Raw genomic sequence first — 12806 nt, 5'->3', positions numbered from 1 at the left:
AGGGTGAGAGAAATGGCACGTATTGATAAACAGCGTATGTCTGAGTTACTACAAGTGTATTTCATTATGGGCAGTAATAATTGCAGAAAAGATCCATTACAAGTTATGAAAGAATCTCTTGATGGCGGAGTTACACTTTTTCAGTATCGTGAAAAAGGTAATGGAGCATTAACGGGAGAAAAACGGTATGCATTTGCAGGGGAGCTACAATCTTTATGTAAAGAATATAATGTTCCATTCATCGTAAATGATGATGTGGAATTAGCAATAGCGTTAGACGCAGATGGCGTTCATGTTGGGCAAGATGATGAAAACATTAAGATAGTGCGTGAAAAAATGGGCGATAAAATAATTGGTGTATCCGCACATACAATAGAAGAAGCTCGTTTTGCAATTGAAAATGGTGCGGATTATTTAGGAGTAGGACCAATTTTTCAAACAAACACGAAAAAGGATGCAAAGGCGGTACAAGGAACAGCAGGATTACGTCATTTTAGAAAGACGGAGATTACAATCCCGATTGTTGGGATTGGTGGAATTACAATTGAAAACGCCGCTTCTGTTATAGAGGCAGGGGCTGATGGAGTCTCTGTTATTTCTGCAATTAGTTTAGCGGATTCACCGTGTGAAAGCACAAAGAAACTTATGGAACAAGTAAATAAATAAGAAAGAAAAAGCAGCTTAAAAAGAAATGAGCTGCTTTTTCTTATATAGTAATAGGTTATTTTGAGAGGACGAATATCATTTTAATATATATGAGAAGTGTATATCATTATATTATTCCTTTTTATGGTAATGAGAAAATGGTATGCTATAATCGAATTGCTAAAACTGATTATTCTATTTTTTTGAAAAAGGTGATTACCGGGATGACAAAAATTGTAGTAACACCAGAGAAATTATATCAGTTAGCAAAGAAGATACAGGATTTTGCTTTTTTTATCGAACAAACAAGTGGGCAACTTCAAAGTTCATACGCTCAAATACAATGGGAAGTAAAGGTAAGGAATCGGGTTGAACATGCAATACAACAAGCCTCTACTGTGGCTAAAAATATCAGTAAGCAACAGTATGAGCTCGGAGATAAACTAAGACAGAAGGCTGAAGAGTTTGCGAAAGCAGATAGAGAAGGAGCACTTTCACAGCAGAAAAGTAGGGGTATTTCTAATTTAAATGCAGATAACGCGCTAGGTTTAGGGAAATTATATAAAACATTAAGTGGTGTCTACTATAAAGGGATTATACCTGGATATGGTTCAATTGCGAAAGGCTTAAGGATAAAGCTGGATGCTGTGAAGGGAAAAACATACTTATATGGGCAAAAAAGACCATTTACTGGATTTTCAGATGGAGGAAAATTAAAGAAAAGTGCAGGTTTTTTTCTAAAAATAGTGGATAGGCAGTATTTAGGGTGGAAGAAAACATCTGGTTTAAATGGGACGAGATATAACTATGATAATACAAAATTAGGAAAATATTATAGTTTGGGAAATGGTGTGAAAAGTGCTTTAAAAGAAAGTTTTGATGTAACGAGTCTGTTTAAAAAAGGAGTAAATGATTTTCTAAAAGGTTCATCAGCAGTTATAAAAAATGTTGGAAATTCGATTTCAGATAAAGTAAAAGGAATTGGAAATTCAATTGGAAAATCCGTAATCTCAATCTTCTCTTGAAAGATTTATATAACGTATATAGGGAAGTGAAAATTTGAACACAAAAAAAGATATAAGGCCATATAAAGGGATTTATTATAGTGTTTTTTTTTCGTTCGTTTTTGGGTGTGCATGTTTAGTTACATGGCCGGATAGTATGTTATATGTTATTTCTGGCTTGCTTTTAAACTTTTTGTTAGCTGTACTTTCTTATGTATTTAAGTGGGAGAAGTATTTAGGTTGGCGAATTTATTTTGGTATTATTCAGTTTGATTTATCTTGCATATTTACTTTGATGGCAACGTGGTATAGATGGGGAAGTATGTGGGAAATTGGTGTTGGAATGGTAGGGTGTTTTCTGATATGTAAAATAATAGGTTATAAATTCCGGGAAATTATTTTAAAAGAAGCAATAAATCCTAAAACAGTAATTGGAAAAATTATTTATGGATTAGGTTTTTTAGGGGGGGGAAATGCAGGGTTTGCAGGACATTTTTTAAATACAGAGCTGCAGGGAAGATATGGAGAACATGTAGGCGGTGGAATTGTATTAGGAATATTATCGGTGGGACTTTTATTACTCTCAATGTTTTTTCAATCCACACATTATAAAATTGATCATCCGAATTTTGATGCTTTTGGAAAGGGCAATCAAAAATTTAATGGGTTTTAATTTAGGGAGGGAGAAATTTGATTAAGCATGACATTATAAAAATAGATGAATTATTACATGTTATTCGAACTTTTGAAGGTAGTTATTCAGGGTATGTGAGAGAAAGAGAAAAACAGTTTGTAATGGCATTAGATGAAGATATTAAGCCAGGTATGGGATATTATATTGCGCAACCAATTATTCAAGGGGCACCTGCTTTTGCTGTTTGGGTTCAAGCAGTTTTACAAGTTGCCTTAGACCAAAGAAGAGGATTAATTAAAGATGCTCTTAGTTCTATATCTTTTAAAAGAGATAGCTATGAAGAGTTTATATTGAAAATCTCAATGGCAATTCAAGGAGTCATTGAAGATACAGCTTTATTATGTGGTTATATTGCGGTAAAGATTTTTCAATTACAAAGGTATTATACATTTCATATTTGATGTATGTAGTTTTTATAGAAGTAAGGGTTTTAGCAGGAACTTTGGTGCATTAATATTCTTATCTTGAAATTTCTAGAAAGCAAAGCGGTGAAGTGAGAGATTAATGTTCAGCAAAGTTCTAATTCATGATATAGAAATAGTCAGGGGAAGAAATTCCATGGATTAAAGTTTTACTTTTCAGTTTGTAGAGCGCTACGTAGATAATATTTTTTGTGTGGATGAAATGGAAATTGCGCGAACGATGCTAATGCTACTTGAACGCAATAAATTATTAGTAGAGGGATCCAGTGCTAGTTCATTAGCAGCGCTACTATATCAAAAAGTACCTGTGAGAGAAAAAAGGTATAATGTAGAAATTATTGAATAAAAAATTTAAACAAACGTTTGATTAAAAGAAAAAAGCACAAACTTTATTCGAAAAAGTTTGTGCTTTTTGTTCGTTAAAACATGATTGAGATTAAGAACATCCCAATTCCAATGGAAGCAAACGTTGCGACCAATCCTGGAATCATAAAACTATGATTTAATACATATTTACCGATACGCGTTGTACCTGTACGGTCAAAGTTAATTGCCGCAACGATTGTTCCGTAGTTTGGAATAAAGAAATATCCGTTTACAGCTGGGAACATTGCAATCAATAGTACCGGTGAGATGCCAAGTGTTAACCCAAGTGGTATTAACGCACGTACCGTTGCAGCTTGGCTATATAACAAGATTGATAGAACGAATAGTGCAATTGCAAATAACCACGGTGCACTCGTTACGAGATCTTGGATAGAACCTTGAATCATTTGTAAGTTACCATTAAAGAATGTATCCCCCATCCATGCGATACCGAAAATTGCAACAACTGCTGTTACGCCTGCTTTAAAGACATTACCAGACACGATGCTTTCTACATTTGTTTTACAAAAAACAACAATAAGTGCAGCGATTGTTAGCATAACCATTTCAATGGTGTTTGGCATAGAAAGGCGTACAAGTTTTCCGCCTATCATCCAGCCAGGACGTAATGTTTCAAAAGATCCAAGAAGAACAACTAGAACTGTTGCAAATAAAAAGAGGATAACAGATAGTTTTGCACCTTTCGGGATAATAAAGTCTTTCTTTTCTTCTAGTTTTGGAATCACGCCTTCTTGTAAGCGCTTTAAATATTCTTCATCTTCATTTAGCTCTTTCCCCATTTTGCTTACGACGAAAGCAGCTAACATACAAGCGATAAAGGTAGATGGAATACTAATTTTTAAAATATCTAATAGTGTAATCTTATAGTTAGCAAGCATAGCGAGAAGTGCAACGGTTGCTGCTGAAATTGGACTTGCCGTAATCGCTTGCTGCGATGCAATAACAGCAATTGACATCGGACGCTCTGGTCGAATTCCTGATTCACGCGATACTTCAGCAATGACAGGAAGAACGGAATAGGCAACGTGGCCTGTTCCTGCACAAAGCGTAAATAAATAAGTGACGATTGGAGCAAAGAACGTAATACGTTTCGGATTTTTGCGGAGCGCTTTTTCCGCAATATGAACAAGATAGTCCATCCCCCCAGCAGCCTGCAAGGCTCCAGCGGCTGTAATCACTGCTAAAATCATAAGCATAACATCGATTGGGGGAGAGGTTGGTTGTAAATGGAAGAAGAAGACAAAGATAGTCATCCCAACACCTCCCATTACGCCAAGGCCAATACCTCCAAGGCGCGCACCGATGAAAATGCAGAGTAATAAGATGATAAACTGTAGCCAGAACATAGTATAGCACCTCCGGGATAATAGTTAATCGTTATTATCAAATAATTAATTTGTTTCATGATTCGAAAGTTGAATGATATATATACAAGTTAAGAACCCGACATAAAAAACCTGTCTTTTTAGGTGGGAGATGAGAGCATCTGGCCGCGCATAGAAACGGTCAGAGCCTTTTCCTACCATCATGTTGTCTTCTGCATAGCAGCGACTTCTATGTCGAAAAATTAAAGTGGATATATAAAATAAATCTCTAAAAATAGCTTTTTTTTTCATTATATAACACATCAAAAATATGATTTACTCTATTTGTTAAAATTATGTTACAAGAGGGTTATTTTGGAATTTTATATTTTTATGTGTTAATAAATAGACGAAACGATTTAGAGGTTGTGATCTGTGGACAGAGAATTGTGTAATTCCTATAAATATCCTTCAACTCGTTCAGTGAGAAAGGAATAAAGCTACTTTTCATATAAAGAAGCGTATGTAAAATCATTTGGTGTGTGAATCATCTCATTCTCTTCATTATATTGTTCCTGAGGGAAGGAACAATATAAATAAAAAGGATTTCAAATTATATTTTAATAGTATGGAAATAATTGAAGAGTATATTATTTTAATATACAAAAACGAAAAATTGATATATAAATTTCTTTATGGTTAGATAAGCCATTCTTTCGTGTGTATAATTATGGTTAACTTGTTTGTTTTTACATAAATTAAATGACTTTATAATAGGAAAAAAATTAACGTCTATCTTTGCATAAAAAACTTTATAAATATAGTGGTGATGCAAATATGCACCATGTAAAAGAAAATAGGTTGTATAGTGGCGTGTATGGAGTAATATTTTTTCCGATTTTCTTTGGCATAATTAGTTTTAGTACATGGACAAATATAGGGATATATATTATTAGTATTGTCCTTCTAGACATTATTATAACGGCTACATCTTATTTTTTAAAATTAGAGAATAACTTAGCTTGGCGTATTTATTTTGTCATTATTCAATTTGATTTATCCTGTGTATTCGTTCTTATTGCAAGTTGGTACAGATGGGAGAGCAAAATAAGTATAGGTATTGGAATTGTTGGTTGCTTTGTATTATGTAAAATAATTGGCTTTGCATATCGTGAAGTAATTCTAAAAGAAGCTCTTAATCCGAAAACAATAGTCGGAAAAATTGTATATGGGATAGGATTTATAGGAGGGGGAGCTGCAGGATTTTCAGGTCATATTGTGAATACGGAACTAAATAAAAATTTTGGTGATAAATTAGGTGGAGATATTACAATGGGAATAATGTCAGTAGGACTTTTATTACTAGCAATGTTTTTTCAATCCACACACTATAAAATTGAATACCCAGATTTTGATGGCTTTGAAAAAGAGAACAAAAGACAAAAAAATTTTTAATCTAGGAAGGCGGGAAAGTTATGATTCAATACATATCTACCAATTTGTGCGTACAATAGGATATATGAAACTCAACTTGAAGGCAGTAGTATGAGAAGAAAAAGTAAATTTATTTGTTCATAAAAATAATACGTGCTACAATGAAGACGAATTGAAACAGGGGAGCCTATGTGGCTGAGAGGATGTAACAATACATCGACCCTTAACCTGATCTGGATAATGCCAGCGTAGGGAGTTGTATCAAGAATCGTAGCAATTGTTATTCTATGATAACTTGTATATAAGGCTTTCCTGCTTCGCGGCAGGAAAGCCTTTTCTTTTTGTATGAAATTTATCCCGCATTAACGGGCAGTAAGACCCCCACCTCAAGGTTAAGAGAGAAACGAAGAAGATAGGTGGGGGATAACTGCCCGTAAAAGCCCGATTGGTTCAACTAACCATCAGTGGGGGATGAAGAAAACCCCCACTGATGGAAGTTTCACTTTATTTAATATGGGGAGGAATTTAGTATGTCACAGCAAGTTACAGTTTCATTTTCAGTTGTACCACAAGCAAAGCATAAAGATGTATATGCGGTTGTAGATAAAGCAATTGAGGTTGTTCAGCAATCAGGTGTGCGCTATGAAGTTGGCGCGATGGAAACGACGATGGAAGGGGATTTAGACGAGCTTCTTGCCGTTATTAAACGTGCGCAGCAAGCTTGCATAGATGATGGGGCAGAAGAAGTAATTACTTCTATTAAAATTCACTATCGTCCAAGCACAGGCGTAACGATTGATGAAAAAGTGTGGAAGTATCGTGAAGAGTATGAAAAAACAGAAGCGATCTAACATAGCGATTACGACAATTTGGCTTTTCCTTCTCATTACAATATGGGAAGGAGCTGTTTCAATATTCCATATTGAATCGTGGATTTTACCGAAGCCTTCTGCAATTGTACATGAACTTATAGAAATGAAAGGTTTACTACTTCCTAATACAGTGCAGACCTTGCAGGAAGTTTTCATAGGATTATTTTTTGCAATTATACTTGGAACGAGCATTGCAATTATTATGGATGTTATTCCATTATTCCGTGTGTTAATGAATCCATTATTAGTGATTTCACAAACAGTTCCGATTGTTGTACTAGCACCTTTATTTATCATTTGGTTTGGCTACGGAATGCTGCCAAAAGTAATGGTTGTTATTCTCGTATGCTTCTTTCCTGTTACACTTAGTATTTTAGAAGGTTTTCAAACGGTAGATAAATCGATGCTAAAGTTACTTCAAACAATGCGGGCAAGCAAGTGGCAAGTATATCAAAAAGTGAAATTTCCAGCAGTACTGCCATACTTTTTTTCGGGATTAAAAATTGCCGTTACATATAGCGTAATGGGGGCCATTATTGGGGAATGGCTTGGTGCAAGTGAAGGTTTAGGGGTTATGCTGACGAGGGCAACGAAATCTTTTTTAACAGCGCGTGTGTTTGGAATAGCTGCTGTTATTGTCTGTGTGACGCTACTCTTGTATTTTATTGTTGAATTTATGGCAAGACTAACAGCACCGTGGGTTTACAGAAAGGATGGGAGAAAATGAAAAAAGGGTTAAAAATGTTGTTGGCAGCTTCTTTATTATTTACATTTGCAGGCTGCTCAGCAGGGAAGAAAGAAGAGAGTAAAGAGAAGAAAGTAACTGTGGTATTGGACTGGTTTCCAAATACAAACCATACTGGTTTATATGTAGCGAAGACGAAAGACTACTATAAAAAACAAGGGTTAGATGTAGAAATTATTCAGCCAGGTGAAAACACTTCTGCTGAACAAATGGTTGCATCAGGAAAAGCTGATTTTGGTGTAAGTTATCAAGAGAACGTAACGACAGCAAGAGTTGAAGATATTCCAGTTGTATCAATTGGTGCAGTTATTCAACATAATACATCTGCATTTGCATCTCTAAAAAAGGATAACATCACATCTCCAAAAGCGTTCGAAGGAAAACGATATGGCGGTTGGGGAGCACCAGCAGAAGAAGCAACATTAAAAACAATTATGGATAAGCATCAAGCAGACTTTAATAAAGTGCAAAAGGTTGTACTCGGACAAACGGATTTCCTTAAATCTATTGGACGTGATGCTGATTTTGAGTGGATCTATTATGGCTGGGATGGTATTGAAGCAAAGAGAAAAGGCATTGAGCTAAACACGATTATGGTAAAAGATTTAAATCCGGCTTTAGATTTTTATAGCCCTGTTATGATTACAAGTGAAAAGCATGCAAAACAAGATAAAGACTTCGTGAAGAAATTTATGAAAGCAACAACAGATGGCTATAACTTTGCAATTAAGGAACCGAAAGAAGCGGCGGATATTTTAATTAAAAATGTACCAGACATTAATAAAGAGCTCGTACAAGAAAGCCAAAAATGGTTAAGTACGAAATACCAAGATGATGCGAAAGCGTGGGGAGTACAGAAGGAAGAAGTATGGACCAATTATATGAATTTCTTATATGACAATAAAGTTATTAAAAAGAAAATTGATGTGAAAGCGGCCTTTACGAACGAATTCCTTCCGAGTGAAAAATGAGCGGATTACAAGTAAAAGACGTTACGAAAACATTTGATGGGAAAACAGTGCTAGAACATATGAACGTCTTGGTTCAAGAGGGTGAATTCGTCTCTTTTGTTGGACCAAGTGGTTGCGGAAAAAGTACGTTATTAAACATTATTGCTGGAATTGAACAAGCAAATGATGGAGATGTACGTTACGAAAACCAATCCGTTATGAATCGTGATATTGTTAGTTATATGCCGCAGCAAGATCTCCTGCTTCCATGGCGTTCTGCTCTTCATAATATTGTATTACCTTTAGAAATTGAAGGGCAATCAAAAAGAAAGCGGTTAGAAATTGGTATGGAAGCGCTAAGGCAATTTGGACTTGATGAGTATGCAGATCATTATCCAGATGCTTTATCAGGTGGAATGCGGCAGCGTGTTAGCTTCCTACGGACGTATTTATGTGATAAACCGATTATGCTGCTTGATGAACCCTTTGGAAAACTAGATGCATTTACAAAAATGGAAGTGCATAGCTGGTTACTAGAATCGTGGCAAAAAGGGAAACAGACGATCATAATGGTTACGCACGACTTAGACGAAGCGATTTTGTTATCAGATCGTGTCTTCATTATGTCACAGCAACCATCAACAATTGTTGGCGAAGTGAAAGTGAACTTGCTGCGCCCTAGAACGATGGACATGTTAACGTCAGAAGAATTAAAAGAAGATAAAACAGAGATCTTAAAAATATTAGCTCCTTATATGAGGAAATAAGACATTGTTCCTTAATGGTTTTTGCTACAATTACTGTTAAGGGGTTTTTTGTTAGATTATAAGAAGGAATTTTAACAAATTTGCAGAATTTAGCATATGATAGAATAAATGTATGATTTTTGTTTATTCTATATACAAATAATAATTTATAAAGAGGTGAAAGGATAAGATGACTTTATCAACTGTTCTTCAAATGGTTTTGGCTTGATAAGGGAGTAGTCTGCCCAATTTTTGAGTAAAAGCCAACCGAAAGACAGTAGATAAAGAACCTTATTCCTTTTTTACGATAATAATTTGTAATGGATAAGGTGTGTTTGCCTTATCCATTTTTACGTTTAGCGAATTGAATATTGTTTTTTTGTACTGTTCTCTCGTTTGGCTTTCTATGTAAAGCGAAAAGGAGAGAGTAAAATGAGTATGTTATCAGTTGAAAGTCTTACCCATATGTATGGGGATAAAATAATCTTTCAAAATATTGGTTTTCGATTACTTCGAGGTGAGCATGTTGGTCTTGTTGGGAGCAACGGAGCGGGAAAATCAACGTTACTGCGTATATTATCAGGAACGTTACTTCCTGATAAGGGAACGATTGAATGGTTTCCTCAGATGAAGATCGGTTTTTTACAGCAACATATCGATTTGCAGGCTGGCACAACGATTATGAAGTATTTACAAAGTGCCTTTACTCACTTGTATGATATCGAGAGTAGGATGCTGCAAATCGCAGAGAAAATGGCAACAGGTGATAACCTGGAACAATTGTTAGTGCAATACGGAGAATTACAAAGTGCATTAGAGCATTCTGATTTTTATCATATTGAGGAAAAAATCGAAATGATTGCTGCGGGATTAGGAATTTTAGAACTTGGGATGGACCGCGATGTGGAACAACTAAGCGGTGGCCAACGAACAAAACTGTTATTAGGCAAATTATTGCTAGAAGAGCCGCATATTTTATTACTAGATGAACCAACAAACTATCTCGATAACGTGCATATTGAATGGCTGATGGGGTATTTGAAAAATTACGAACATGCTTATATTGTCGTTTCGCATGATGAAAGGTTTTTAAATGAAATTACGAATGTCATTTATCATTTAGAACATAAAGGGTTGAAACGCTATATAGGTAATTATCAAACATTCATAACAAACTATGAGCAACATAAACAGCAATTACAAGTAGCGTATGATAGGCAGCAAAGGGAAATTGGAAGGTTAAAGAATTTTATTCAAAAGAATAAAATTCGTAAAGCAAAACAAGCAAAAAGTCGTGAAAAAGTGTTAGAAAAAATAAATCAAATCGGAAAGCCAACTTCTGCGCTGCAACCACGTTTTATGTTTCAAGTGCATTTGGATCCTGTTAGCCGGATTTTAGAGACGAAAAATATGCAGATTGGCTATAAAGAGCCTTTATTCAGTTCAATTGATTTACAAATAAAGCGCGGTGAAAAAATTGCGATCGTCGGCTATAACGGGATTGGAAAAACAACAATGTTAAAAACATTACTTGGGTATTTGCAGCCTTTAAGTGGCACGGTGCAAATAGGAGAGCGAGTAAACCCAGCATATTTTGCACAAGAAGAATTTGCTTCCGAGCAAACACCGCTTGAGGAAGTATGGTCACTGCGGCCGGGTATGACGCAAAAACAAATTCGGCAAGCACTGGCAAGGTGCGGTTTAACAGAAGAGCACATTTTGCAGCCACTTTGCTCTTTAAGCGGCGGAGAACAAACGAAAGTACGCTTATGTGAATTAATGTTAACAGAAAGTAATGTACTTGTTTTAGATGAACCGACAAATCATTTAGATGTTCAGGCAAAGAAAGCACTGAAGCAAGCTCTTATGGAATATGAAGGTACGGTTCTGCTCGTTTCCCATGAACCAGATTTTTATGAAGAATGGGTGACGCAAGTTTGGACAGTGCAGGACTGGGGTAACCGCGTTTAATAGGTGAGGAAAGTGTTTCCAGTTAAGAGCATAAAGTGAAACTTCCATCAGTGTGGGGGTTTTTCATCCCCCACTTTTCTTCTTCGCATCTCTCTCAATCTTGAGATGGGGGTCTTACTGCCCGCGAATAGCGGGATAAAGTGAAACTTTAATCAGTGGGGGTTTTCTTCATCCCCCACTGATTATTAGTTGAACCAATCGGGCTTTTACGTGCAGTTTATCTCCCGCCTAACTTCTTTGCTTTCGCTGAATTTTGAGGCGGGAGTCTTACTGCCCGTTAATGCGGGATAAATTATAGAAGAAAGAAGGAGGTGTGTTATGGATATTTTTTCGATTCTTGCGGAGGAACGTATTCGGCAAGCGCTGAAAAATGGTGAATTTGAAGACCTGCCAGGGAAAGGGAAACCTCTTGAGTTAGAAGATTTATCAACGATACCAGAAGAACTTCGTATGAGTTACAAAATTTTAAAAAATGCGGGTATGATCCCTGAAGAAATGCAGTTACAAAAAGAGATGTTAAAAATAGAAGATTTAATTGCTTGTTGTCACGATGAGGAAGAGAGACAACAATTACAAGAAGAATTAACGGCGAAATCACTTCGTTTTCAACAACTGATCGAAAGGAAAAAAATGAAAGGAACAGCTTCATTTGGTATATATCGCAATAAGATATTTCGAAAACTTTTGTAAGGAAGCTCGTATGATTTTGAAGTAAATAATAGAGAACGATTGCTATCTGTACAATTAGCTCGAAAATTATCCTAATTTAGGTAAAAATGTAATTTTATTAGAGGATATGGAGGGAGTTTTGGCGAAATATTTAGTTGTGATTGTTTTCCCTGAAAAATATAAAGTGAAACTTTAATCAGTGGGGGGTTCTGCATCCCCCACTGATTATCAGCCCTCACCAATCGGGCTTTTACAGGCAGTTTATCTCCCACCTAACTTCTTTGCTTTCGCCGATTTTTGAGGTGGGGGTCTTACTGCCCGTTAATGCGGGATAAATCGAACTCTAGCTGAAGAGTGAAAGGGGGATTTTAGGGTGGAAATGGAAATGGTAGTAGGCATTATGTTTTTTATTTTACTGTTTGCCATTATTGTAAAAGCAAATGCATCGAGTGGAAGAAAAAGGGGACGAAACCGATACAATTCCGGCTCAACGGATAGTACAGGATATAGTGCACCAATATTTTTTGCAGACTCTAGTGACAGCTCAGGAGATTGTGGAGGTTCTTTTGGCGGAGATGGTGGCAGCTGTGGTGGTGGAGATGGCGGCGGTGGAGATTGACATAGAAATGCGCCTAAAAAGGCGCATTTCTTACTGCTTTGAAATTTAAACAAACGTTTGATTAGTTGGGGGAAAGGCTTGTGAAATCTATTAAACAAACGTTTGATTAATAAAGAGATAAAGAGATAAAGAGATAAAGAGATAAAGAGGGAATATAGAATGGAAAAAAAGCCGAAAGTAAAAAATAAATGGAAAATAATTGCATTTGCTTTAGTAGGGGCAGGCACTGTTTTATTTAAGGTGGCGTTCAAAATAGGGAAATTGTATGCGATTTATAATTGGATTGACAAGATGTTTTCTTAAATAGGGGTCACTTTACATACCTATCAACTTAAGAAATTGGT

At 35.9% G+C, this 12806-nt stretch carries 14 protein-coding genes, 1 pseudogene and 1 riboswitch; of the genes and pseudogenes, 14 read left to right on the top strand and 1 reads right to left on the bottom strand.

Going from position 1 to position 12806, the window contains the following annotated elements:
* The first annotated feature begins 12 nt into the window (after positions 1 to 12).
* The 5 genes and pseudogenes from thiE to MR076_RS11875 form a co-directional block, all read left to right on the top strand.
* Complete coding sequence (thiE, locus tag MR076_RS11895; protein ID WP_242220760.1) at positions 13 to 666, top strand: thiamine phosphate synthase; 654 nt, start codon at positions 13 to 15, stop codon at positions 664 to 666.
* Between the two features lie 203 nt (positions 667 to 869).
* On the top strand, positions 870 to 1670 hold the full coding sequence (locus MR076_RS11890; protein WP_242220758.1) for a WXG100 family type VII secretion target: 801 nt from the start codon (positions 870 to 872) through the stop codon (positions 1668 to 1670).
* 301 nt (positions 1671 to 1971) lie between these two features.
* Positions 1972 to 2322, top strand: a complete 351-nt coding sequence (locus tag MR076_RS11885) for a hypothetical protein (protein WP_242220756.1) — start codon at positions 1972 to 1974, stop codon at positions 2320 to 2322.
* A 17-nt stretch (positions 2323 to 2339) separates the two neighbouring features.
* Entirely contained in the window at positions 2340 to 2744 is a 405-nt protein-coding gene (locus MR076_RS11880; protein WP_242220754.1) for a hypothetical protein, read from the top strand.
* A 172-nt stretch (positions 2745 to 2916) separates the two neighbouring features.
* Positions 2917 to 3087, top strand: a pseudogene (locus MR076_RS11875) (threonine ammonia-lyase); the annotation flags it as partial.
* Positions 3088 to 3184: 97 nt separating this feature from the next.
* Here the strand turns inward: MR076_RS11875 and MR076_RS11870 are convergent.
* Complete coding sequence (locus MR076_RS11870) at positions 3185 to 4498, bottom strand: anaerobic C4-dicarboxylate transporter family protein (protein ID WP_242220752.1); 1314 nt, start codon at positions 4496 to 4498, stop codon at positions 3185 to 3187.
* Positions 4499 to 5293: 795 nt separating this feature from the next.
* On the opposite strand from MR076_RS11870, the gene MR076_RS11865 reads away from it, so the two are divergent.
* From MR076_RS11865 to MR076_RS11825, 9 genes are all read left to right on the top strand, one after another.
* Positions 5294 to 5911 (top strand): hypothetical protein, encoded by a 618-nt coding sequence (locus tag MR076_RS11865; RefSeq protein WP_242220750.1) that lies wholly within the window; start codon positions 5294 to 5296, stop codon positions 5909 to 5911.
* A 148-nt stretch (positions 5912 to 6059) separates the two neighbouring features.
* A riboswitch (TPP riboswitch) is annotated at positions 6060 to 6162 on the top strand.
* 258 nt (positions 6163 to 6420) lie between these two features.
* Complete coding sequence (locus MR076_RS11860; RefSeq protein WP_242220748.1) at positions 6421 to 6741, top strand: MTH1187 family thiamine-binding protein; 321 nt, start codon at positions 6421 to 6423, stop codon at positions 6739 to 6741.
* Positions 6689 to 7489 (top strand): ABC transporter permease, encoded by an 801-nt coding sequence (locus tag MR076_RS11855; RefSeq protein WP_242220746.1) that lies wholly within the window; start codon positions 6689 to 6691, stop codon positions 7487 to 7489. The genes MR076_RS11860 and MR076_RS11855 overlap by 53 nt, the downstream gene beginning before the upstream one ends.
* Positions 7486 to 8478, top strand: coding sequence for an ABC transporter substrate-binding protein (locus MR076_RS11850; protein WP_242220744.1), 993 nt, complete (start codon positions 7486 to 7488; stop codon positions 8476 to 8478). Before MR076_RS11855 ends, MR076_RS11850 begins: the two co-directional genes overlap by 4 nt.
* Positions 8475 to 9224, top strand: a complete 750-nt coding sequence (locus MR076_RS11845) for an ABC transporter ATP-binding protein (RefSeq protein ID WP_242220742.1) — start codon at positions 8475 to 8477, stop codon at positions 9222 to 9224. Before MR076_RS11850 ends, MR076_RS11845 begins: the two co-directional genes overlap by 4 nt.
* 411 nt (positions 9225 to 9635) lie before the next feature.
* The gene (locus MR076_RS11840) at positions 9636 to 11174 is read left to right on the top strand and encodes an ABC-F family ATP-binding cassette domain-containing protein (RefSeq protein WP_242220740.1); all 1539 of its coding nucleotides are present in this window, start codon (positions 9636 to 9638) and stop codon (positions 11172 to 11174) included.
* Positions 11175 to 11492: 318 nt separating this feature from the next.
* Positions 11493 to 11864, top strand: coding sequence for a DnaJ family domain-containing protein (locus MR076_RS11835; RefSeq protein WP_242220739.1), 372 nt, complete (start codon positions 11493 to 11495; stop codon positions 11862 to 11864).
* Positions 11865 to 12216: 352 nt separating this feature from the next.
* A complete protein-coding gene (locus MR076_RS11830) occupies positions 12217 to 12462 on the top strand; it encodes a hypothetical protein (protein ID WP_242220737.1) in 246 nt (81 codons plus the stop codon).
* Positions 12463 to 12621: 159 nt separating this feature from the next.
* Entirely contained in the window at positions 12622 to 12765 is a 144-nt protein-coding gene (locus MR076_RS11825; RefSeq protein WP_242220735.1) for a histidine kinase, read from the top strand.
* The last annotated feature ends 41 nt before the right edge of the window (positions 12766 to 12806 follow it).

The organism is Bacillus cereus group sp. BfR-BA-01380, from assembly GCF_022663535.1.
GTDB classification, from domain to species: domain Bacteria; phylum Bacillota; class Bacilli; order Bacillales; family Bacillaceae_G; genus Bacillus_A; species Bacillus_A cereus_BB.
Note: the sequence above shows the minus strand (reverse complement) of the source record. Positions and strands in the feature narration are given on the sequence as shown.